This window comes from Ruegeria sp. B32 (assembly GCF_025141855.1).
GTDB lineage: Bacteria > Pseudomonadota > Alphaproteobacteria > Rhodobacterales > Rhodobacteraceae > Ruegeria > Ruegeria arenilitoris.
The window spans coordinates 1,099,836-1,123,335 of record NZ_CP081106.1 but is presented as its reverse complement, the minus strand read 5'-3'; the positions used below and the strand labels follow the sequence as shown (position 1 = coordinate 1,123,335).

The 23,500-nt window shown below is 53.8% G+C and carries 22 protein-coding genes; 11 read left to right on the top strand and 11 right to left on the bottom strand.

What is annotated here, in order from left to right; genetic code table 11:
• Positions 1-23 precede the first annotated feature (23 nt).
• From K3752_RS05810 to K3752_RS05795, 4 genes are read right to left on the bottom strand one after another with little or no spacing between them, the layout of a single operon-like run.
• The gene (locus tag K3752_RS05810) at positions 24-1,097 is read right to left on the bottom strand and encodes a C4-dicarboxylate TRAP transporter substrate-binding protein (RefSeq protein WP_170524424.1); all 1,074 of its coding nucleotides are present in this window, start codon (positions 1,095-1,097) and stop codon (positions 24-26) included.
• Positions 1,098-1,131: 34 nt separating this feature from the next.
• Positions 1,132-1,587: an OsmC family protein gene (locus tag K3752_RS05805; protein WP_170339947.1), complete on the bottom strand. Its 456-nt coding sequence runs from the start codon at positions 1,585-1,587 to the stop codon at positions 1,132-1,134.
• Between the two features lie 18 nt (positions 1,588-1,605).
• Positions 1,606-2,271, bottom strand: coding sequence for a malonic semialdehyde reductase (locus K3752_RS05800; RefSeq protein ID WP_170339949.1), 666 nt, complete (start codon positions 2,269-2,271; stop codon positions 1,606-1,608).
• Positions 2,268-3,104: a fumarylacetoacetate hydrolase family protein gene (locus K3752_RS05795; protein ID WP_260065475.1), complete on the bottom strand. Its 837-nt coding sequence runs from the start codon at positions 3,102-3,104 to the stop codon at positions 2,268-2,270. The genes K3752_RS05800 and K3752_RS05795 overlap by 4 nt, the downstream gene beginning before the upstream one ends.
• 132 nt (positions 3,105-3,236) lie before the next feature.
• On the opposite strand from K3752_RS05795, the gene K3752_RS05790 reads away from it, so the two are divergent.
• From K3752_RS05790 to yghX, 5 genes are all read left to right on the top strand, one after another.
• Positions 3,237-3,623: a YciI family protein gene (locus K3752_RS05790; protein WP_170585915.1), complete on the top strand. Its 387-nt coding sequence runs from the start codon at positions 3,237-3,239 to the stop codon at positions 3,621-3,623.
• A 42-nt stretch (positions 3,624-3,665) separates the two neighbouring features.
• Complete coding sequence (locus K3752_RS05785; protein WP_260065473.1) at positions 3,666-4,331, top strand: GntR family transcriptional regulator; 666 nt, start codon at positions 3,666-3,668, stop codon at positions 4,329-4,331.
• Position 4,332: 1 nt separating this feature from the next.
• On the top strand, positions 4,333-5,631 hold the full coding sequence (locus K3752_RS05780; protein ID WP_260065472.1) for a malonyl-CoA decarboxylase: 1,299 nt from the start codon (positions 4,333-4,335) through the stop codon (positions 5,629-5,631).
• Positions 5,628-7,151, top strand: coding sequence for a malonyl-CoA synthase (locus K3752_RS05775; protein WP_260065470.1), 1,524 nt, complete (start codon positions 5,628-5,630; stop codon positions 7,149-7,151). Before K3752_RS05780 ends, K3752_RS05775 begins: the two co-directional genes overlap by 4 nt.
• Before the next feature lie 89 nt (positions 7,152-7,240).
• A complete protein-coding gene (gene yghX / locus K3752_RS05770; RefSeq protein WP_260065468.1) occupies positions 7,241-8,131 on the top strand; it encodes a YghX family hydrolase in 891 nt (296 codons plus the stop codon).
• 597 nt (positions 8,132-8,728) lie between these two features.
• On the opposite strand, the gene K3752_RS05765 is transcribed toward yghX, so the two are convergent.
• Both K3752_RS05765 and K3752_RS05760 read right to left on the bottom strand, forming a co-directional pair.
• Complete coding sequence (locus K3752_RS05765) at positions 8,729-9,217, bottom strand: CHAP domain-containing protein (protein WP_170340103.1); 489 nt, start codon at positions 9,215-9,217, stop codon at positions 8,729-8,731.
• Positions 9,218-9,562: 345 nt separating this feature from the next.
• Positions 9,563-10,066, bottom strand: coding sequence for a hypothetical protein (locus K3752_RS05760; RefSeq protein WP_170404075.1), 504 nt, complete (start codon positions 10,064-10,066; stop codon positions 9,563-9,565).
• Between the two features lie 225 nt (positions 10,067-10,291).
• On the opposite strand from K3752_RS05760, the gene K3752_RS05755 reads away from it, so the two are divergent.
• Complete coding sequence (locus K3752_RS05755; RefSeq protein ID WP_170339966.1) at positions 10,292-11,566, top strand: adenylate/guanylate cyclase domain-containing protein; 1,275 nt, start codon at positions 10,292-10,294, stop codon at positions 11,564-11,566.
• Positions 11,567-11,813: 247 nt separating this feature from the next.
• Here K3752_RS05755 and K3752_RS05750 read toward each other — a convergent pair whose 3' ends face one another.
• From K3752_RS05750 to K3752_RS05740, 3 genes are all read right to left on the bottom strand, one after another.
• The gene (locus tag K3752_RS05750; protein WP_260065464.1) at positions 11,814-13,046 is read right to left on the bottom strand and encodes a S9 family peptidase; all 1,233 of its coding nucleotides are present in this window, start codon (positions 13,044-13,046) and stop codon (positions 11,814-11,816) included.
• A gap of 306 nt (positions 13,047-13,352) precedes the next feature.
• A complete protein-coding gene (locus K3752_RS05745; RefSeq protein ID WP_170404083.1) occupies positions 13,353-14,780 on the bottom strand; it encodes an adenylate/guanylate cyclase domain-containing protein in 1,428 nt (475 codons plus the stop codon).
• A gap of 20 nt (positions 14,781-14,800) precedes the next feature.
• Positions 14,801-15,097, bottom strand: coding sequence for a putative quinol monooxygenase (locus tag K3752_RS05740; RefSeq protein WP_170404086.1), 297 nt, complete (start codon positions 15,095-15,097; stop codon positions 14,801-14,803).
• A 379-nt stretch (positions 15,098-15,476) separates the two neighbouring features.
• On the opposite strand from K3752_RS05740, the gene K3752_RS05735 reads away from it, so the two are divergent.
• Positions 15,477-17,369, top strand: a complete 1,893-nt coding sequence (locus K3752_RS05735) for an amidohydrolase (RefSeq protein ID WP_260065462.1) — start codon at positions 15,477-15,479, stop codon at positions 17,367-17,369.
• A gap of 329 nt (positions 17,370-17,698) precedes the next feature.
• On the top strand, positions 17,699-19,414 hold the full coding sequence (locus K3752_RS05730) for an adenylate/guanylate cyclase domain-containing protein (RefSeq protein WP_260065461.1): 1,716 nt from the start codon (positions 17,699-17,701) through the stop codon (positions 19,412-19,414).
• Between the two features lie 161 nt (positions 19,415-19,575).
• Here K3752_RS05730 and K3752_RS05725 read toward each other — a convergent pair whose 3' ends face one another.
• Entirely contained in the window at positions 19,576-19,992 is a 417-nt protein-coding gene (locus tag K3752_RS05725; RefSeq protein ID WP_170343053.1) for a helix-turn-helix domain-containing protein, read from the bottom strand.
• Positions 19,993-20,065: 73 nt separating this feature from the next.
• On the opposite strand from K3752_RS05725, the gene K3752_RS05720 reads away from it, so the two are divergent.
• The 3 genes from K3752_RS05720 to K3752_RS05710 all read left to right on the top strand — a co-directional run bounded on the left by K3752_RS05720 (position 20,066) and on the right by K3752_RS05710 (position 21,824).
• Positions 20,066-20,704: a cation transporter gene (locus tag K3752_RS05720; protein ID WP_170343051.1), complete on the top strand. Its 639-nt coding sequence runs from the start codon at positions 20,066-20,068 to the stop codon at positions 20,702-20,704.
• A gap of 65 nt (positions 20,705-20,769) precedes the next feature.
• Positions 20,770-21,237, top strand: coding sequence for a DUF411 domain-containing protein (locus K3752_RS05715; RefSeq protein ID WP_170343049.1), 468 nt, complete (start codon positions 20,770-20,772; stop codon positions 21,235-21,237).
• A gap of 179 nt (positions 21,238-21,416) precedes the next feature.
• The gene (locus tag K3752_RS05710; RefSeq protein WP_260065458.1) at positions 21,417-21,824 is read left to right on the top strand and encodes a cytochrome c; all 408 of its coding nucleotides are present in this window, start codon (positions 21,417-21,419) and stop codon (positions 21,822-21,824) included.
• 251 nt (positions 21,825-22,075) lie between these two features.
• Here K3752_RS05710 and K3752_RS05705 read toward each other — a convergent pair whose 3' ends face one another.
• Positions 22,076-23,419 carry an amidohydrolase family protein gene (locus K3752_RS05705; protein ID WP_170408141.1) on the bottom strand — a complete coding sequence of 448 codons (1,344 nt, stop codon included), beginning with the start codon at positions 23,417-23,419 and terminating at the stop codon, positions 22,076-22,078.
• Positions 23,420-23,500: the final 81 nt, after the last annotated feature.

Genomic DNA, 23,500 nt, shown 5'->3' with positions numbered 1-23,500 from the left:
CCCTTTCGTGGATCGCCAACCGGTTATTTGGCCGTCCAGTCACGAACTCCGGTGAAGCCCGCGTCCTGCAGCTTGCCGAGGTAAGCGGCCAAAATCGCGTCGCCTTGTTCTCCGTTTTCATTCAGGGTGGCTGCCCATTCCTGTGCGACATTTGGCATCGCGTTGGCCCAAGCCGCTCGTTCTTCGTCCGAAACTTCGACAATCGTTCCGCCGGCTTCGGTATAGGCATCCCTTGAGGCCGCGGCGCGGTCCATGGCGATACCGGCCACATGATCACGGTAGTCGATGGCGACGGCCTTAAGAACGTCTTTGACTTCGTCCGGCAACTTTGCCCAATAGTCAGAATTCACAGTTATCGTCTTGGAATTCACCGCACCCAAGTCAGCTTTGAGCATGTAAGGAGCTACTTCGGCGATCTTGAATGTTTTGGCAGCCTCGGGCCAAAGCATCGCACAATCGACCAGGCCAGTTTGAAGCATATTGTAGAAATCAGTCAGGCCACCACGCACCCCGGCCGCGTCTTTGATGCCTTCAAGATATCTGAGGTTCAGTCCAGCCCCGGCCACTTTTCGGCCTTCCAGATCTGAAACAGCCGAAACCGGCTCTGTACAGAAAACCTGATAGGTATCGAGCACGACACCAGTTGCCAGGTAAACTTGGTTCTGCGCGGCAAACTCATTTTGCATCGCCGGGAACTCACGCGCGATTTCATCCACGGCTTTGGCTACAGCACGGGCGTCGGATGCAACGAAGGGCGTCGAGCCCGAGATCCCCTGGCTGGGCAGCTTGGAGGAATGGAAGATGGTTGTGACGATGCCAATGTCGCCCAAACCCAACTGTACGCCTTCCAAAACACCTTTGGGTTTTACAATAGAACCGCCATAGTTCTCCTGCCAGTTCATCTTGTAATTGCCGGACTCGGCCAACCGCTTATCCACTTCTGGAATAAAGAAGTTGGTGAATTCCTTCACCCATAAGGCCCGATCTGGGTACCCATCAATCACAACAGCTGAAATGGTCTCTTCTGCCGCGAGGGGCATCGCCATGACGCTTGCCACAGCAGCCGCAACAAGGCTGCGTTTGGTCCAGTTTTTCATTTCTCTCCTCCCAGAAAGTCGGGTCTGTTGACTTTTAGCTGCTTGTTTTGACCCAGTTGACGGTCAGGTCAGTGCCTGCCGCTTCGAACAGCTTTGCGATGGCACAGTATTTGGCCGTTTCCTCACCCACGCGTGTCAGCTCCTCCTGACTGGCGGGCGTTTCACAATTCACGGTGAGTTCAATTTCCGGAAACGGAACATCGATCTCTTCTTCCATTAGGACACCACGGCGATCCAACCTGCATTTCGCGTCTATCGTCACTGTGCCGAGATCAACTCCCAAACGGTGCGCATTCTTGTGCCCGATGACGTTGGTGCAGGCGATCAGCGCTGCCATTGCGGTTTCGGTCGGAGACGGGCCAAGATTTGTTCCGCCCCGTTCGACCGGTTCGTCTACGACAACATCTAAATCACGAATGGGAATCTCGGTGCGCGCGTGCGTCGGGCATTGAGCTGTCGTGCGATACGTAACGACAGGTTTCACTTTCATGGCCACAGGGTCACCTCCTCATGCATAAGAGCAAACCTTTTCGAATGGGAAGCGAGGCAGCTTGTGAAACAGTCCCGTTTCATCTGCGTAGCCCAGATTGCACAAAAAGTTCGACTTGAGCGTTGTTCCTGCAAAGAACTCCTCGTCGACGATCTTGTTCGAAAAGCCTGACATCGCACCGACATCCAACCCTACCGCTCGGGCGGCGATCATGAAGTAAGCGCCCTGAAGCGTTCCATTGCGAAACGCTGTATCGGCTACATATTCGGGATTGTTCTCAAACAATGGCCGTCGGTCTTCGTGCGGGAAAAGAAAAGGCAATTCCTTCCAGAAGTCCATGTCATAGGCAATGATCGCCGTGACCGGCGCATCCATCATTTTTGGAACGTTCTTTGGCTTCAACGACTTGGCAAGCCGCTCTTTTCCTTCGGCACTTTTCACGAAAACGAAGCGGGCGGGCAGCGTATTCATGCTGGTCGCGCCGTTGATCGTGATGTCATAAATCTCTTCGAGCAGATCGTCAGAAACTGGCTGGTCGGTCCACGCATAGTGAGACCTGGACTCGCGAAGGATCAAGGCAATTGCATCGTCGGACAAACGCGGAATGCGCTCGCGCAGATCACGATGATCTTGCTGCGCCTTGGCGCGAAGTGCTTCCAGCTCTGCCCCGGTTGGTGCGGTCATGCTGCGGCCACCTTGGACTTGGCGTCTTTTTCGTCAATGATCGGGCTGGCGCAAATTCCAATGCCTTCAATCTCGACCTCAACGGTTTCGCCGGGCTTCAACCAACGGGGGTTGGGCTTTTTGGCGTGTCCCACACCAGGCGGCGTGCCCAGCGCAATCAGATCCCCCGGCTCCAAAGTGGTATATTCCGAAATCGTCGCAATTACCTGCTGGACCCCCCAGATCATGTTGGCCGTATTCGAGCTTTGCAGGATTTCATCGCCCACACGGCTTTCGATCTTCAGACCTGATGCCCCTTCCGGCAACTCATCCGGCGTCACGGTGAAAGGACCGATCGCGCCCGTGTCATCAAAGTTTTTGCCGGGCGTCCACTGAACGGTTTTGCGCTGATAGTCCCGCAGCGAACCATCGTTGAATACAGTGTAGCCAAAGACATAATCCAGCGCGTCCTGCTCCGAGATATGGCGGCCGCGTTTTCCAACGATCAGCATTAGTTCGGCTTCGTAGTCGAGTTTTTCCGAACACGCAGGCCGCACCATAGGCTGGCCTGCCGCCATGATCGAATTCTTACCGCGCATGAACAGCGTTGGATATTCGGGGATGTCGTAGCCGCCCTCTTTGATGTGATCCGTATAGTTCAAACCCATACAAATGATCGTGCCGGGTGACGCCACGGGCAACGCCGGTGTGACTGAGGATAGCGGCACACTATCTGCCGAGGTGATTTTTTCAGCCAGCGAGTCGGCCAGGCCAGGCTTGCTGATCAAACCCATCAAGTCGGAACCGACGGCAGGGTCCAAAGCCGTTAGATTCACTGCGTTTTCACCGTTCACGGCAAAAACCGCTGTGCCTTCCGAAGTCTCTCCCACCAGGTATTTCATTGTCACCTTCCATGTTAGCTTGCTTGATTTTTGCCGACTATTTTGCCATATGTCAAATAATATCGATATTTTTGGAGGCCGCGAATGGTTGCTTGGGCAGACTACAAATCAGAAGCAAAAAGCCGCGGTGCGCTTGCTTTGGAGCTTTACGTCGCACTGAGCACGCCAGCCAAAGCGCCCGAAGACGTAAAGGCTTCACTGCCGGATCACCTGGCGTATCAGGCGAAGCTTGAACATTCAGGGCAGCTGGCTTTTGCAGGTCCCATGTCGGATGAAACCGGCGAGCATATGCAGGGCATTGGCCTCATCATCTATAGGGCCGACAGTCTCGAAGCCGCCCGAAAGCTTGCAGAAGATGACCCGATGCACAAAAGCGGGGCACGCAGCTTTGTACTTCGGCGATGGCTGATAAACGAGGGCTCGCTGAACATCTCAATCGGACTATCGACTGGAACGAGCACGCTCAGCTAAGAACTCCGAATAGACTGCGCCACGAAGAAGGGAATGCCAGACATGGATGCCATGCTTGATACCGAGGGCAAAGAGACATCCGCCACTCATGGTGCGTATCGAAAACTGCGCGAAATGATCCTGACTGGCGCGCTGCCGCCCGGTCAAAAGCTCAAGATTGAACAGCTCCGCGGGCTCCTGGAGACCGGCGCAAGCCCGGTTCGCGAAGCTCTAAGCCTTTTGACATCGGATATGTTGGTGGAACGAATTGACCAGCGCGGTTTCAGGGCTGCACCAGTAAGCAAATGCAACTTCGAGGAAATCCTTATGTTGCGATGCAATCTTGAAGAAACCGCGTTGCGCAAGTCCATCGCCAATGCGAACTCGGCCTGGGAAGACAGGCTTGTTTTGCGGCACCACCATATGAAAAAGGCGAGCCAAAAAGGGGCACACGACTTTGAAGACGCACACAAGGCGTTTCACATGGCCTTGTTGGGTAATGCGGGGCTTCCTTTACTCTTGCGGTATTGCTCGCAGCTCTACGACCTGAACATCCGCTATCGATATCTGGCGGCTGGCGGGTCGAGTTACAAAAAGCGCGATATCAACGCAGAGCATCAGGAAATTCTGGACGCAGCACTGGATCGCGATACAGAAAGCGCAACGCGGCATTTGGTCGATCATTACCGTCGAACTGGTGAGTATCTGAGCAGTCAGATGGAGTCGTGAAATGCAGCGGAACTGGTTTCTGGGCGATCTGCTTAATCAGCTGTTCGACCGCCCCGGCAAAAAGCGGGGCATAGATGACAAGCGATCCATCTCGGAGCTATGTGAAGCACTCTTGTCTGCGGAAGGTGAAGTATCAGGTTTCGCACTCGCATCAACGATACTGGATCGATACCAGACCTTGGACGACCCGGAAAAACTGGTCTTCTTCGCTTATTTGAATGACCAGCTTGAGTTAGACGCGGATCAACTGTCTGAGACGGCGCGTCGTTATGCCGAGTGTAGAAGTGTCGATCTTTATAAAAGGCTTAGCGAGGCGGCTGAACCCAAACGGCAAGAATTGCTGCGCCGTCTGAATCAACCGTCCGGCGCGACGCAAGAGCTTGTGGCAATGCGCGTTGACCTGCTGCGTTATCTCAAATCCAACCCCGAACTCAAGCGCACAGATGTAGATTTCGTGCATTTACTGCGAAGCTGGTTCAACCGGGGTTTTCTGGTCCTCAAACAAATCAGTTGGGATACACCAGCCCGCGTTCTGGACAAGATCGTCGCGTATGAGGCCGTCCATCAGATTCATGATCTGGACGACTTGCGGCGCCGGCTTTTCCCACCCGACCGTCGCTGTTTTGCATTTTTTCATCCCTCAATGCCGGATGAGCCGCTGATTTTTGTCGAAGTTGCTTTGACGACTGAGATTCCGAACGCGATTGATGTGCTTTTGTTCGAAGGTCGAGAACCGATCGAACCAGAACAGGCCAAAATCGCCGCATTCTACTCAATTTCAAACTGCCAGAGGGGTTTAACGGGTATCAGCTTTGGAAACCTGCTGATCAAACAGGTTGTGACCGAACTTTCGCGAGAGCTTCCGGGCCTCGACACATTTGTGACCTTGTCTCCGATACCCGGTATGAACCGGTGGTTAGCTGGCGAAACAGGACATCCCGATCATGGCCATGCTGCCGAAGCCGTACTTGCGGGAACAGCCCCTCCGCAGGACGTGCGGGCGATGGCCGCCCGATACCTGTTACAAGCCAAGCGCGAGGATGGGATGCCGCTGGACCCTGTGGCCCGCTTTCACCTGGGCAATGGCGCCGAGCTTCACGAACTGCATGCCGGGGCCGATCCGTCACAGAACGGACGATCCCAATCCGGCGGCGCAATGGTCAATTACCTCTACGACTTGAAAAAGACTGAACGTCACCACGAAGAATTTGTGACGCACGCCACAATCGAAACCTCGCGTTCCGTGCGCGCGGCTTCAACCGCTGTACTTGCGGCCAGACCAGAGGAAAATCCAGCGTGACTAACACACTTTATGACAGCTTGTTTGCCCACCACGTGGGAAACGAGGCTCCGTTCCTGCTACTCGATGACGGAAAGGTAGTGTCATATGACGCGTTTCTGAAACGCGCTGCGCAGATCGCGCATGTTTTGCAGAACAGCGGAGTTTCTCCTGGCGACCGCATCGTTGTGCAGGCCCCAAAGTTGGCCGATACGATTGCACTCTATGCCGCTTCGGTTCAGACAGGTGCTGTCTATTTGCCGCTAAACACTGCTTACACAATGGCAGAATTGGACTACTTCGCATCTGACGCCCTGCCTGCGGTGATCGTCTGCGACGACAAAGACGAAGCTGAGATCAAAAAATTGGCGGATCAGTATGGCGCAAGGCTGCTTACCCTTGGCGGTGAAAAATCAAGCTTAAGCCGCCAAGCTGACACGCAGCCGCGCGAGTTTGAAACCGTTGATCGCGCCCCGGACGACCTTGCGGCTTTGCTTTATACGTCGGGAACCACGGGTCGCTCTAAGGGCGCAATGTTGAGCCACCAGAACCTTTTGACCAATGCACAAGCTCTCGCGAATTTGTGGGGTATCACAAAAAACGATCGCTTGGTTCACGCGTTGCCGATCTTTCACACGCACGGGCTTTTTGTGGCGATGAACACGTCACTAGTCGCCGGGTCCGAAGTTCGGCTGATGGAAAAATTCGACATTGGAATGATCTTGGAGGAATTACCGCATTCAACCCTTCTAATGGGCGTCCCAACTTTCTACACTCGATTGCTGGCAGATGACGGTTTCACCAAAGAGACGGCGGCGAACATGCGGTTGTTCGTGTCGGGCTCTGCCCCATTGCTGGCCGAAACCCATCAGGCGTTCGAAGCGCGCACAGGCCACCGCATCCTGGAGCGCTACGGTATGACCGAGACAAACATGAACACCTCGAACCCTTATACTGGCGAACGTCGCGCAGGAACTGTTGGCATGGCATTGCCCGGCATCGAGGTGATCGTCACTGATCCTGAAACCGGTGAGCAACTGCCCAGAGGGACGGTTGGAATGATCGAGATACGCGGCCCTAATGTTTTCCAAGGCTATTGGCAGATGCCCGAAAAAACCGCTGCAGAACTTCGCGAGAATGGGTTCTTTATCACCGGGGATCTGGGCAAATACAGCGAGGATGGCTACCTCTCGATTGTAGGTCGTTCAAAAGACCTCATCATTACTGGCGGTTACAACGTCTACCCCAAGGAAATCGAAGACGTTTTAAACGACATCGATGGCGTACTGGAGTCGGCAGTCTTTGGCGTCCCTGACAACGACTTCGGGGAAGAGATCATTGCCGCTCTGGTTGCTGAGCCAGGCGTAGAACTCGACACGGATCAGATTGCATCAATCATCAGGGAAAGGCTGTCGCGCTTCAAACATCCGCGTCGCTACGAACTCGTCCAAGAGTTGCCACGAAACACCATGGGAAAAGTCCAAAAGAACGTTCTGCGCGATCAGCACACGAAGAAGGAACCCGCTACGGCAATATCTTAGCCGACCTGCCTAGAACTTCGAACAAACCATAACCCTTTGAACTGATAGTATCCCACGGATTGAATCGCCACCTCATCAGGAGATTGACCATGACTCGCATGACAGCAAAAGACTTCGATCAGGAACTGCTGGATCTGTACGACTATTATGCGCACGGAAAGATCACCAAACGCCAATTTCTGGACCGCGCCGGAAAATTCGCGGTTGGCGGCTTAACGGCTGCCGCGTTATTGAACATGCTCAGCCCGAACTATGCGCTGGCACAGCAGGTGTCGTTCAACGATCCCGATATCCACGCAGACTACATAACCTACCCCTCTCCGAACGGAACGGGTGATGTCCGAGGCTACCTTGTTCGTCCCGCTGGTGTGGAAGGACCCCTGCCCGGGGTGCTCGTGATACACGAAAACCGCGGTCTGAATCCCTACATCGAAGATGTGGCGCGACGCTTGGCGAAAGCAGGCTTTATGGCACTGGCTCCTGACGGCCTAACGTCGGTTGGCGGATACCCCGGCAACGACGCAGATGGGCGCGAGTTGCAGAAGACAGTCGACCGGGTCGAGCTGATGAATGACTTCTTCAATGGCTTCGAATACCTGTTGAACCGGCAAGACTGTACTGGGAAAGTTGGCGCTGTAGGTTTCTGCTATGGCGGTGGTGTGGTCAGCGCAATTGCCGTGGCCTACCCCGAATTGGCAGCCGGCGTGCCATTCTACGGCCGCCAACCGGCCTCCGAGGATGTGGCTAGAATTCAGGCACCGCTACTGATTCAGATGGGAGAGCTTGATGAACGCATCAACGCAGGTTGGCCGGAGTTCGAAGCTGCGCTGCAATCCAACAATAAGGTTTACGAGGCCTACATCTACGAGAATGCCAACCACGGCTTTCATAACGACAGTACGCCTCGGTATGACGAGGAAATGGCAAACTTGGCCTGGGACCGCACCATTGATTGGTTTGACACCTACCTAAAGTCCTGAACTGAGTTCGCGGAATGGCGAAGCGACGGCAAAAAATCTGTCGTCGCTTCGGTGTTCAAAAACTTCGAGAGAGCGTCATCAAACAAACTCAAAGCATTCTCGGCCAGCCCCAAATAGCTGCCTTTTTGCTGCACCAAGCTCGCGCCATTCGCCGAGGGTAGCGTTGCATGTCAGCTTCAAGGTGTCTCGATTGGTAAGAGATTGCTAAAGGTTGAAGTGATTTTAGAGGGCGGAGTGAACGGCCGCGAGCTTTTGCAATTTTGCATCCGACTTACTGGCTGCATAGTAATTCGAGAACGGTTGTTTTGGTCCGTGACCCGGTCATACCGGATCGCAATCTCGCTGCGTTCTGCCTGAACGTCCGCATTTTCCTCTATCATACAGCGGGTGATTTTCGGCGATGCGGTGGGTAATCTTGCTGCGAGCGCTCGCTGCGTAAATTCTTCACTTCCACGGAGGGCTCGATGCGGTCACTCGCTCTACCGCCACAATTATCCGATTTGCGGACTTTTTCCGTCACTGGCCCGCGTGAACTACTGAGCCGCTTGTGACCCATCCGTCGGATACGCACAGTGTGCGGTTCACAATTGAATTAAGTTATTCCCCAACATTGGGATAAATGAACCCGTTCACCGGGTAGAAGCTGCCATACCGGCCCGGATGACTTTCAACTCGGACCAATGTCCAATCATTGTTTTTGGATACATCCTTGACGCCCATCTTCAATGATACCTTGTTGCGGTGCCAGTTGGCGTGGTTCACGATGACTTCTCTGTCAGTGACGACATCGGATACGACAGCCACGTGACCAAGCGGCATCCCTCGGGTTGCTCGAAATGACATGACCGCACCAACAACCGGTTCATTGCCTCGCTCAAAAGTATTGCGCGCCTTGCCCCACCAGTCCTTGGCGTTTCCGCGAATTTCGATACCGCTGAGGTTACGTGCGTAGGGTACGCACCATACCCTTTGCCCTCGAGCTTGTTTTTGAGAGACCTCGCGCAACGCCATGGCCTGACGTTCTGGATCGAGATCCGCGCCGCTTGGGGCCTGAGCGCAGGCAGAAACAAGAGCAAAAAGCCCCATCGCAAACGCAGCGCGAGCAGTACCGTGCAGGCACGGCCGTTTCGTATTCGCTTTGCTGTCGCTGTTCTTCAAGACATTACATTGACGGTTTGAGGGGTCGGATAGTTTTAAGGCGATCTAATGGGTAATGAAAAGAGCCCAGCCGGATCCCCGGCAGAAATTTGCCAGTTGATATTCATCCTCGAAAGGACGAGCGCGAAACTTTGCAAAGTCAACTTTCTGCGCACAGCCGCCGTCGGTCGATCGCGCAGCATCGGTCACTTGGGGCTCACATCCTCTGTTCGCTGCGTCTTCACTGAGTGACTACTTTGCGGACGAAGTGGCTAGCCTCGGACAACTTCTGAATTAGCCCGAAACATCCATCGAGTAGAAATAGGTCGCACAAATAGTCTGGTCATCAACGCTTGTAGGCGCTGCCGCACCCGTAAACATTGCGATGCCGAGATAGTCGAACCCAGAACTTTCTTCGTTCCAGGCCGCCATAAATGTGATTGGCTGGTCTCCACAAAGCGTGTTTCCCTGACGCAACGGTCCGACGTCACCTGATACCCGGAATACCTGAGCAATAGGCACGTCACCAGACACGCCCCAATTACCTGAACTCTTGGCGTCATGAACCTCGAGATCAAGAGAAGCGCCGGTCTCGAAGACTATCCGCTTGGTAGACAAGATTACTGGCCCGGTAATCGCCATTGCCGTTTCGCTGGAAGGATTGAAGGCCTTGGAATCCTCAAAGAGCGGTTGGGAAGATGCAGCACCCCCCATTACCCCCATAGTTATTTGCAGCATCAGGTTCGATCGACGCATTTGATTCTCCATTGTGCGAAGCGGGCTGACAACCTTAAACATGCTTTTGCTTTGTCGTCGAATGCAGCCGAGAGACCAAGCCAATCGTTGTCTATGCTGAGCACGCGATCAAGGTCTGAGGAGGGCTCGAACCTGACGTTCGTCTGAAAATCGTGAGCGTACGCGTGTGAGAATTTGCAAACCCATTGCAAGAGAAATGAGAGTTCGAAGACAAACCCAATGACATGAGCCTCCGGCTGTAACAAGATGGTGGCAGAGGTGTACGTTATGGCGGATGTTTTTGACCGCATTGCAGATTGGTTGCAGAAGCTGGCCTTTTTTGATGCCGACCTTGGCGGGCTAGTCGAGCAGCTAAGTCACAGGCTGATCGATGGTGGCGTGCCGGTTTCGCGTGTTTCCTTGGGCCGCCTGATGATGCACCCTGTAATTGGATTGCTCGACGCAACATGGGATGCTTCCAACCATCGAATTGAATGGACTGTTCTTCCACGAAGCTCGGTGACAACTGATCTCTTCGACAAAGCACCCTTCGGAGAGAACTCGAAATTGGCCAATGAGATAGCGAAACAGCACTTCAACAAGGAAGTCTGGGACTTGGCGGACGACCTTACGAACGGCTCGATCAAGTTTCCTTTCATGCGAGCAGATCTGACTGACGAAGCGACCCGTGACAGATTTCCGCTATTCCAAAAACTCGCTGAGGCAGGTGTCACCGACTACGTCGTATTCAGTGCACCATTCGGCAATCGTACCGTTGTATTTGACGGCAAGGTCGAGTGGGCTTTGGGGGCGTCAGTCTCTTTTGCTACAAAGCGTCGTTCTGGTTTCACAGACCGTGAGGTAGATGGTCTGTCGCGACTGTCTCTACCTTTGCTTGGTACAGCGCGTGTTCTGTCAGAGCAGTTCCTGGCAGCTGAGTTGATGGAGGTTTACTTGGGCAAGGTGTCCGGTCGATCTGTATTGAACGGTCAAATAGCCCGGGGAGATGTCAGCAAAATTGACTGCGCTCTATTGTTCAGTGACATACACGGGTCTACGGCTTTGAGCCAGCGCCTGTCACCGGAAAAATATGTCGCGACCGTCAACCAATTCTTCGACTGTGTCGGCGGGGCGGTACACGACCACGGCGGAGAGGTTCTGAAATTCGTTGGCGATGGGTTGCTTGCGATCTTTCCTTTTGATGGCCAACGAAGACTACCCGAAGACATGTGCGAAGCTGCCCTGTCGGCGGCGCGAGAAGCGTTCCAAAGGCATAAAGAGCTTGATCCATCAGACCGTGCTGAGTTTGGGATTGGTTTGCACACTGGCGCGGCTGTGTACGGGAATGTTGGCACTGAAAAGCGCTTGGATTTTACGGTAACCGGCACATCAGTTGCGATAGTCAGCAGGTTAGAGAGCTTGACGCGAAAACTGGATGCGCGGCTTTTGGCAACTGGCGACTTTGTCAGCTTGGTATCTGAAGAGCCGCATAAATTGGGGCGGCATTCATTGCGGAGTTTTGATGAAGACTTAGAGGTCTTTTCCTACGGAATTGTCACGTAAAGCTCAATTGCATAAGCCTTTTGCAAACATGCTTTGATGTGCGTTTTGAGGCGCGGGCACTAGAATGACAACGGTCTGCTTCGGGCTCGTGTAGGGTTTCCCGCAAGGCTCAGTGTATGGCTTCTCGACAGACAGAAGCTGCAATTCCAATCATATCGGTAAAACTTGCTTCCAGACAGAAACGGAAATTCACCGAAGCATCCGTTAAAAACGCGGAGATAACAGGGTCGCAGTCCAATTCATTGTTTCAACGTTGATCCTGGAGGCGCCGGATGTAGTCGCTGACGATCTCTTCCCAGAGTATCGGCCACCACAATACCCAATGACCTTTGTTGTAGCCAGGAACGGCCACGATATGAGTCTCACTATTGGCACCCATCGCTTCCATTGCGGTGAGGTTGGATAGGGAATGCTCGATGCTGTAGAACATGTCATCTTCCCCATAGATGGAAAGCACCGGCCCATCGAATGTTCCAATACGTCGAAAGAGCGTCGGATTGATTTGAGGATCACCGTAGCCCTCTGCCATCCATCCCCCAACGAAGTTGATCACACCAGCGGTGTTTCCCGGATCGTCGCCGGCCTGCATAAGGGCAACAATGCCCCCGCGCGAGAAACCAATCAGTAGAACCGATCCATCACTCACATCCGGTCGTTCCTGCAACGCATGCAGCGCTGCTTTTGCATCCATCAGCGCACGTTCCGCCCCTGCCAAAGATAGCCGGGCCTCCGTCGAATAGCCCTCGGTCCGATCTTCAGCAAAGCCCTCGTCATACAATCCGTCGGACCCACCCCGACCGCGGCGCTGTGGGAACGCAGCGATCCAACCGTGTGAGTTCAGAACGTCCGCAAGCCAGTCGTTGGAAAAGAACCGATCAAAAGCCTGCGGATCGGTTCCAGAGCCGGTTGAGCCGTGATGAACGAGAGCCAACGGGAAAGGCCCATCACCAGGAGGTCGATAGATAGCCACAGCAAGCTCGACTGTTGCGCCGTCCTCTCGGAGTTCCGTCGTAAGGAAGTCTCGCGTTCCAACCTCAAACCACTGGCGGGTCGCCGTCGCGAGGACTTCTGAGAGGGTTTGTCGCTCGAGTATTGCGACGCGATCCTCGGTTGGATAGGTGCCCCGCAGTCGCCCGGTACCCGAAATTGAATAACGCGCCGCGAAGTCGTTGTCGGTGAACACCAAAGTGTTCCCATCTAAACGCGCTTTGCTTCGAAACCAGTTTCCGCGGCCATGCTGGCCACGTCCGACCGAGTAAACAACATTGAACAACCCATCCTCATCTCGGTTTTCGACGACGAGGATATGACTTCTCCAAGAGTCCCATCTCCCCGTCCAGATTCCAAGAAAAGGAGAATCTGGCGTTATATCAATTGCAATGTCGGCAGGAAGCGGGGCGTCCCCGATGAGAACGGAGTCTTGCGCAAAAGACTGAGTGGCCAAGACAACGAGTGTTGCGATGGTGAGAGAAAAGCGCATGACGAATACCCCGATACTGTAAGTGATACGAGTCCGCCCTTTTTTAGCACAGTACACGGTGCGATTAGTGCAACTCATCGCTCTGGACTGCCAAGCCTGCTACTCACCATCTTGTGAAGTGTGGTTGGCTTTGCCATTGGTTCCCACTTGCACGCGTGAAAGCGGTCTTTTGCACACGCGATTTCTCAATGAAGCCCGTCCTGGCGTCGCAGCGTGGCGGGAAACTGGCCTTTCGATTGTCGTGCAGCCATTTTTAATATGTGAGGTCACAGGTTTTGGACTGAGCTGCCGTGACCGAAAATTTGACTAGTCGTCCAGATCTGAAACAAGGGACTTTAGTCGGAGGATTGCCCCCTTGCTTATGCGAGCACGATCAACTGTAAGAGAAAAGCCTTCATCTTCCTCGTGAATAATGCGGCTATCGCGGTCGGCACTTTCATAAATAGCGGTCGCAGCATACGTGCGAATGGGGTTTTGAAATCCCTTCACTCGAACAGGCTCTCGTTCCTCAACCGGAAGCCAGTCTTTTACCAAAGAATAGGATTCGGCAGCGAGTAAGAGACCTCCTGGATCACACTCGGCCTCAAGTCTCGCAGCAAGGTTCACTTCGCGTCCGATAGCAGTGTAGTCCATCCGGTCTTCCGAGCCGAAGTTTCCAATAGTGCAGTAACCAGTGTTTATGCCCATGCGAGCGCGAAATGGTCGATCGATCAATCCTTTGCGCTGCCATTCCGTTTGCAAGTGGCCAAGCTTGCGTTGCATATCTATTGCCATTCGCACACATGCAGCGGCATCTTCTTCTACCCCGAGGCTTTCGGGTTCGCCAAAGTACAGCATCATGGCGTCACCGATAAACTTGTCGAAATATGCGCCGTGCTTCAGGGCGATTTCGGACATTGCTGAAAGATACTCATTCAACAAAGTAGTCAGCTCCTCGGCTTCGAGATGATCTGTGATTTCGGAGAAGTCGACGATGTCTGAGAAGAAGATCGTGAGCTTTCGGCGGCGGCTTTCGATGGCCGCTTGCTGGTCGCCGGCAATGATTGACTTGTAGAGTTGGGGTGGCATGTATTTGGCAAGCTGTTTGGACACGTGTGTCAAAGTGTCATTCGCCTCACGCATCTGGCTCAGCAAGTGTAAGTTGTCCAAGGCGATGTTCGCTTGTGCCGCAAATGTTGTGAGAATATCGAACTGCTCTTTTTGAAGTTTTCCGGTTGAATGCCTCAACACGGCGAGAGCTCCAACAGTTTGTCCTCCTTGTGAAATTGGCACCATGGTGACTGCCTGAAACCCTGAGGCGAGGAAGTTTCCAGCCCCTATACGGAACCTGTCTTTCGATGCGGCGACGTCCGGCAGATCAATCGCCTCGCCGTTCAAAATGACATGGCCATGGATTGTTTCTGGATGAAGTGGCGCCGGAAAGCGACGCCGCCAAGCCTCGACACCAGCCGGTTCGGGACCAGAAATTGCTCCCAAAATCAGTTTGTCGCCGTCCTGTAATCCAATGCTGACTGTCGACTTTGGGAACAGCGTTTGACCCGCTTCAACAATCGAGTTGAAGACAGGTTGAGGGTCTTTAATAGAGCTGTTGACGACCTCCAGGATTTTGGCGGTCGCCTTTTGCCGATCCAGCGCCTCCCGCAACCGGAGTTCCAAGGCCGCCAAGTCCTCAGCCTTTTGTTCGTTCAGACCAAGGACGCGTTCTGGCAGCGATTTTCCCCTACCCTTCGGCATCCTGATCCTCCCGTTCGCGATTAACCGTCGACCAAGTCATAATGCTTTATGGATCGAGACTCGACGAGGTCAGCTTCTATCGGATCGATGTGCGGGCTTTGGTAGTTTTCTCCCACAAACGACTTCAGTGCCTCCAGGCTCTCCCAAACCATAACGAAACTGAACTCTCGTGGGGTATCCTCTCTCGGCGCGCCCGGAAAAAGGTGCACGATTCCAGGGGTGCTTTTCATCAACGGGATCGCAGTGTCGCGAAAAAAGCGGCCAAACTCCTCTTCTTTTCCCGGCCGCGTTGTCACCTGAAAAATGCGCATGATCATACATCCGTCCTCCCAAAGATGCGGTTTCTGAGTGTATGTGTGCCTCGCACGATCCAGCTTAGCATACTCGATGGCGAGTGTCAGATTATGGCTCCGAGCAGTGCTCGTAGAGTTTGGACGAATGACTGCTCTGCGGAAAAAACAGACATTGGTCGCAATGGAGCGAGTAACCGGATCGAACCCAAAGACAGCTTGGGGAAGACAGAGGCTGAATGCTTCGATTGGCCTCCATCAAGAACTGCGGTTCGAAGGACTCCAAGTCAGCAAAACTCTGAAGAGCGTTTCTTCTGGTGCGGCTTACGGGCGTCTTTTGGTTAACCGCATTGAAAACATCTGCGTATTTTGTGTTAGTTAAGTGCATTAGGGAGAGGCATCCACCATGGGAAACACCTCCAGACGGGCATTTATTAGGTCCTTCTTGACGAGCACGACGATCCTCGTTGCTCCGAGTACATTGTTCGGGCAAGAAGGCACGCTGACCGATCTTGGCGGAGCGATACTCGATCTTGATGAAGTCACGATTTTTACGGCGCGCGAGATCGTCACACTTGATCCCGACCTTCCAAGCGCCGAAGCCGTTGCTGTTGTAAACAGTCGGATTTTGGCGACCGGCACTAGAGAGCAAGTTCAAGAGGCGATTGGTGAACAGCCCTTCACCGTTGATGACACATTCGCCGACCACATCATCGTTCCCGGCTTTATCGCCCAGCATGATCACCCAGTTTTGGGCGGCTTGAGCCTTTCGTCCGTCATTCTTTCGATAGAGGAGTGGGACTTGCCACAGGGTTTATCGCGCGCCGTTGTGGACAAGGATGACTTTCTGGCACGGTTGTCCGAAGCTGTTGATGGTCAGCAAGACCCGGACACCCCTGTCATGACATGGGGATACCACGCTGCATTTTATGGTCCACTGACACGGTCGGACCTTGACCAGATCAGCAGCGAACGACCTATCTTTGTGTGGGCCCGCTCTTGCCACGAATTCATCCTGAATTCAGCTGCAATGGAGGCCGCAGGCGTTACCGAGGAGGTCATGGACGCTTGGTCCGACTCAGAAAAGATGCAATCCAGCTTTGAGCATGGGCACTTCTGGGAACAGGGTTTGTTTGCAGTTCTGCCTTTGATTGCGCCATACGTGGCGACCCCTGAAAAGTTTCGCGCTGGTTTGGAGACCATGCGCGATTATTTGCATGCGAAAGGCGTGACCTACGGCAACGAGCCCGGCGGCATTCTCGCACGCCCGGTTCAGGATGCGGTGAACGCTGTATTCTCCGCACCCTCAATGCCGTTTCGGTGGAGCTTCATTCCAGATGGAAAAAGCCTGATCGCCAAATATGACAATGCTGAAGAAGTGATCGAACAGACAGAAGCACTTGTCGACTGGTATGGTGGCAAGACCAGTATGTCCAAAGGCAGCGTCAAGCTTTTTGCGGACGGTGCGATATATTCCCTTGCCATTCAACTGAGGGACGATCCGCTTGGCGATTACCATGGCGAGTGGATGATGGACCTGCCGGCCTTTGAACGCGCGTTTCAAACCTATTGGGACGCCGGCTACCAAGTTCATATTCACGTCAACGGTGACGCCGGGTTGGACCGTGTATTGAACGCCTTAGAGCGAAACTTACGCAGAAACCCGCGTTTCGATCATAGAACGGTGATCGTGCACTTTGCTGTGAGTGCGCCCGATCAGGTCGATCGTATCAAACGTCTGGGTGCGATTGTTTCTGCAAATCCCTACTACGTTACGGCACTTGCGGATCAATACAGTAAAACCGGTCTTGGTCCTGAACGCGCCAATGAGATGGTCCGTCTTGGAGATCTGGATCGAGCGGGCGTATCCTGGTCATTGCATTCCGATATGCCGATGGCGCCCGGTGATCCATTGTTCCTAATGTGGTGTGCGGTGAACCGCGTGACGAGTTCCGGTCGGGTAGCAGGACAGGATCAGACGGTCCCGGTCGAAGAGGCCTTGCGTGGAGTGACAATCAACGCCGCCTATTCTCATCGTCTTGAACGGGACCTTGGCAGTATCGAACCTGGCAAGCGTGCGAACTTCACTATTTTGGATGACAACCCATTGACGGTGGATCCCATGGCAATCAAGGACATTCAGGTTTGGGGAACAGTATTGGAAGGCGAAAAGTTTCCTGTGGGCGACAAGGCAGAACAGGAAGATGCACGTTTGCCTCTAAATGATCCGGACAGCCAAAGAGAGTTCGCAGTGAACACTCTCAATCACGCGCTTTCGGTTGTTCACGCCCATCTTTAGGCGGGAGCGCTCTAGGAGCAGAATGATCCGAAATCTCGCGCACCTGATCCTGAGGCGGGAGCGCTCGGGATAACCTGTTTCTGCAAACTTTTGATACCGGGTATTGGCGCAATCGCCGTCGTAATCTTTATGCAAAAGTGAATGTCGACTTCGTCCGCGCCGCAAAAATTCACTGAATTTCCCCTAACCGCAGCACGGAGCCCCCAGTGACCGAAGCTGCAGGATCGACCGACGGTGGCTATGCGGACAATGCGGCCGGTCGAAGTTCGTGAGAAGGTTCCAAAACAAGATGTCTTTTCCATGAAACGTACTATACGTTACGAAGAGACATGAACGGAGACCGCAAACTTTCCGCAGTACTCTCGGCCGATGTAGTAAACTACTCGGGCCAAATAAAGGCGGATGAGAACAGAACTCTCAGTGAACTCCGTGTCCTGCGTCGAAAGATATTCGATCCATTGGTCAGTGATCATCGCGGCAATATCGTAAAGAGGATGGGCGATGGATGGATCGTCGAGTTTAGTTCGGTCTCGGGCGCCGTGCGATGCGCCCTCGATCTTCAAAGCCAAGTGTCAGCCCAGTCTTCACTTAAACTGCGAGTGGGCGTGCATCTTGGAGATGTCGTATTCGACGAAGATGACATCTTCGGCGATGGGATCAACATAGCTGCGCGGCTACAAGAGGCTTCCGACGAAGCGGCTGTGTTGATTTCCGATGTCGTCCATCGCAGCCTTGATGAGAGGCTCGCCGAGCGATTTCACCGCGCTGGCGAACGGCATTTCAAAAATGCCCCGTCACCAGTCGAAGTATTCCAATGGTCGCCACCTGGCTCAGCTCCACCGCGAGTGACGCCCGCGAGTCATACGAAGTCATTGCTGATCGGCGTCCTACCTTTTGACAATCTTTCTTCCGACCCCGATCAGGAATTTTTTTCCGATGGCATTACCGAAGAGATAATTACCACCCTGTCAAAACTCCCGAACTTACTGGTCGTCGCGCGGAATTCCACTTTCGTCTACAAGGGGCGTTCCGTGGATGTGAAACAGGTCGGACTGGAACAAGGAGTCGATCTTGTTCTCGAGGGAAGTATCCGCCAAAGCGGTAGTCGTGTGCGAATTACCGCGCAGCTAATAGATGCGAAGTCCGGCATGCATATTTGGGCAGACCGGTTTGATCGCCTGATAGAAGACGTATTCGAGGTTCAGGATGAAATTGCTCTGAGAATTGCGACTGAACTTCAAGTCGAATTGCTGGCAGGCGAGATGGCCCGTTTCAGGGGTTCGGGGACCAAAAATCTGGATGCCTGGACTGCTCAACTGCAAGCTGTGGAGGCTTCTCGCAGAATAACAAAGGAAGCACAGGCTGACGCTCGCCGGTTTGCTCAGCAGGCAATTTCTCTGGATCCTGGTTACTCTGCTCCATATTGCACTTTGGGGTTCATTTGTACTGTGGAAGCAAGGCATGGCTTTGTAGCAGACCGAAATGCGGCGCTGGCAGAGGCGCGCGACTGCGCTCGACGCGCTCTGAAAATAGACAGTTACAACCCAGAGGCTCATGCAATTGCGGGTTTCGCGGATGCAATCGATGGCAAGCTGAAACCGGCTATCGAGAAGTTCAACGAAGCGCTTCAGCTAAATCCAAATCACGCGGACGTCGCTGCAAGGTTGTCGATTACACTAGCGTTCGATGGACAGGCAAAAGAAGCTATCCGCGTGGCGCGGCAAGCCATTACTCTCAACCCTCATTATCCGGGCTGGTATGCTGGTGTTTTGGGTTTGGCCCTTCGGCTCGACGGTCAATACGAGGAAGCCAAGGAGGCATTCACCGAGTATAGTCAAAGGGTTGAAGGTTTTGGGCACCTCGACCTCGTTATCGTACATATGGAAACGGATAACGTTGAGGCCGCTCGCGATGAGGCGCGGAATGTGATGAAATACCGTCCTCAGTTTTCCATATCGGACTGGGCAGAAACTCAGCTTTTCTCTGACTTAGAACGATTGGAAAAAGACTGCGAGTCTCTGCGTTTGGCGGGCTTACCCGCATAAGCGCAACGTTGATTTTTAGAAACGAATTTTCTATTGGAAACTGATACCCGCAGTGTCCGCTTTGGTATCGAATGCGTTCGTTTGTTGTAACTTGCTAGAGCGTCTACTTTGCGGGACGAAGCTGCCGATTATGATCACTTAATTGATGTCCGCTTTTGGGATCAGTGATCTTGATCACACAGGTCGTGGTCTGCAAGCGAAGCCAAGACATAACAGTCTTCTACTACGCCACGACCGTCGCATCCTTGAGCAATACGCTTCAGTTCATTCTCCAGCGCCTTTAGCCTTTTGATCTTCGCTCGCACTTCGGACAACTGACCTTCGGCAATCTTGGTGGCGGCTTCGCATGACCGGTCCGGATGATTTTGCAACTCGATCAGCGAAGAAATCGCTTCTATGGAGAAGCCAAGATCACGCGCATGACGGATGAAGCTCAGGCGTTCCAGACCCTCATTTGTGTAACGCCTCTGGTTTCCAGCTGTACGTTCCGGCTCTGCCAGCAGCCCCATTTCTTCGTAGTAGCGGATGGTCGGAACTTTGACTTTCGTGCGCTTTGAAAGCTCTCCGATGGAAAACATGAAAATACCTCTTGAACCTCTAGTCACTAGAGGCACTACACTATGATCAAGACAGATTCAAAAAGGCTTTCCAATGTCAGGATGTTGTGGGCATGACGCCAAGTTCGATGGCGTGTCAGATGATTACAAAAGGCGGCTATGGATCGTCATTGCGTTGAACGCGACGATGTTCGTAGTCGAGATGACCGCTGGTCACTACGCAAAGTCACAGGCGCTTCAGGCTGATGCTCTCGACTTCCTCGGCGACGCACTGACCTATGGTATCTCGCTCGCTGTGATCGGTGCCTCAGTTCGCGCCCGCACCAATGCAGCTTTGGCCAAAGGGGTGAGCTTGCTTTTGATGGGCCTTTGGGTATTCGGATCGACCGTATACCGCGTCTTCTATGTCGGCGTCCCTGAAGCTGAGATCATGGGCATAATCGGAGCTCTTGCACTGGCTACAAACCTTGCCAGTGTGTTGTTGCTTGTCAGCTACAAAGACGGCGATGCCAATGTCCGCTCTGTCTGGCTCTGTTCGCGGAACGATGCCATCGGCAATGTGGCCGTTATGTTTGCGGCCTTGGGCGTCTGGGGAACGGCAAGCGGTTGGCCAGATCTGATTGTCGCAGCGATCATGGCAACGCTGTTTCTTTCTTCTGCTTTCCAGATCGTGCGCCAAGCGCTCGCCGAGCGCCGGGAAGTTGGAGAACATCAGCATGCTTACCGGGGATGAAGACAACCTATCACGAATGATGCGAAATTTGCTCAATTGAGTCGCAAGTAAAGAGGACTCTCACTATGCACCTGAAACGCCGCCAAATACTGACTTACGCCGCAGGCTTCGCCAGCACAGCACCATTTGCCACGTTTGCGCAAAACACACCTTCCATCCATGTTCTCAAGGATCCGAATTGCGGCTGTTGCAGTGCTTGGATCGATATCCTTCGGCAGGAAGGCTTTCGCGTTACCGAGGAGCGCAGCTTTGGAACACTGCTCGTCCGCCACAAATTGGACAACGGCATTCCCGAAAAAATGATCTCCTGCCATACAGGCGAGATCGATGGCTACATGATCGAGGGGCACGTACCGGTTGCCGACATTCGTCGTCTGTTGGAGGAGCGACCTAGCGCCATTGGACTTGCTGTTCCTGGGATGCCTTTCGGTTCGCCTGGGATGGGGCCGGAAGATCGTCGTGAGGCTTACGATGTGTTTTTGTTCCGTCGGGACGGCGCTACCGAGGTATTCACGAGTTACGAAGCGGCCTGAGGCGACAGTCATCGAGCGGAAACAGTACGAAGGAGGAGAAGATGACACGGAGTCGATTACGCATTCTTGCCTTAGGCGTTTTGTCTATCACTATCGCCGGAGTGGCCATTGCCCAACAGCATCGAGGAGACTGGTGGGGTCATGGGCCAATGGGACCGGGCCACATGTGGTCTGAACGCATGGATGGCTGGGGACATGGCAACATGGGACCGGGCCAGCAGCAACGCATGCAGCGACACTGGACATACATGAACGAGGGTGTGCCCGCAGCCTATCGCGGGGCTCGGAGCACCATTCGTGCAACGCCCAGCAATGTTTCGGAGGGCAGGACGCTATACACGGAAAACTGCGCAAGCTGTCATGGAGCAGAGGGCTTGGGCGACGGTGAAGCCGGACGTTCGCTCGTGCCCTCTCCCGCCCTCCTTCGATGGTTCGTTCAGATGCCTATGTCGGGGGACGAGTATCTTCTTTGGACAATTTCCGAGGGCGGCGAACGCTTCGGAACAGACATGCCAGCCTTCAAGGAAGTGCTGAGTGAAGAAGACATCTGGAAGATCATCGCCTACATGCGCGCGGGGTTCCCTTGAACTGTCATCAATCTGCTGGTCGTCAAAGAGATTTTTTGCTGTCGATACGCCACGACAATTCTCAGCGGACATAAATCTATCAACGCGCCATTCTGATAAGTTTCACGGAAGCAGACCTTTAAGTAAGTCGCAGCACTAGCAGGTTAGGGCTCAAGGCAGACGTTCGCTCACCTACGCTCAATGACTGCATTGCGGACTCTTCGGTCATTCGCATGCAACACCAGTGTCTATCTTAACCCTCGGGAAATGTCTCAGGCCAGATTGTTCTTGTGCGCTTTGCCGTTCTTCATAATCACATCGAAATTGTCCGCAGAGGCCATGACCGTAAGGTCGGCAATCGGGTCTCCGTCCACGAGCAGAATATCTGCGTAGGCTCCGGGTTGGATGACACCGACTGGACCAGCCTGGTAGGGATTACGCGGGCCGGTCAAGTCCCAAAGCTGACCATTCAGACCTGTTGCCTGCCGCAAAATCTCGGCGTTGCTGAACCATGGCGTCCTGAGCTGCAATTCCTCCAACTGCGTTGCTTTCGTTTGCCTCGATCCGACAAAGTCTGTTCCGAGTGCAATCTTAGCGCCGGACTCTCGCGCTAATCGAAGCATGGCGTCGAGACCATCAAACGCCATCTTTTGGCGTTCTGCCTGGGCGGGCGTGAACCCTGCCGGAATGTCTGCTGCAAAAAAGCCAACCTGGGTTGAAAGCCAGACCCCTTTTTCCACGGCCAACTCCATCGACTCAGGCGTCATGAGGTTGCAGTGTTCAATACATTGGTAACCTGCCTCAATGGCGGCCCGAACCGATGTGTCCATGTATGCGTGCGAGGTCGCGTAAGTGTTCCAACGTTTGGCCTCCTCTACTGCCGCTTCGAGTTCTGCCGGCGAATACTCGTTGATATCCAATGGGTCGTAGAGGCCAGTAACGGCGCCGCCTGAAAAGACTTTGATGAAGTGCGCACCCTGCCGGAACTGCTCGCGTGCAGCCGCCAGAACTTCAGGAACCCCGTCTGCGAAAAGTGTGATCCCAAGCCGCTCCGCTTCTGTGAACGGCGGCCCGCCGAAGGCTCTCGGACGCACGGATCGCGGCCGAAGATCGCCATGACCGGCGGTCATTGAAATCGCAGCGTTTGACGCCTGAATGCGCGGACCGGGGTGGAGGCCCTCGTCTATGGCGCGCGCCAAACCGAGAATGCCGCCACCAGTATCACGGACACTGGTAAAGCCACGCATCAGGGTGGCTTCACTTTCGCTCAATGCCAATGCAGCAATATAATCTGGACGTGCTGTCAGGAAGCCAGCAGGGTCCTGGTTCCACTGGAGGTGCACATGCATGTCGAGGAGCCCCGGCATCAAGGTCCGTCCAGCTCCATCGATGCGCGGCACTTCTGGCGCGGCATCAGCTGCGGGCGAGACATCCTTGATCATTTCCCCTTCGACAAGAACGTTCGTGAGTTCGGTCAATTCATCGGACATCCCGTCATAAACACGCACGTTCGTGAAGAGCGTTGCATCTGGAGCTTGAGCGCGGGCCCGCGCCGGCACCAGCGCCAGCGCAGCGGTCGATGCAAGACTGGACAAAAATACGCGTTTGGAGATCATAACTGAACCCTCAAGATGGCGAAGAAGTTATTGAAGGCTACCTCAGGCTCGCCTGTAAAACCATCTGGCAAACCTGATGAA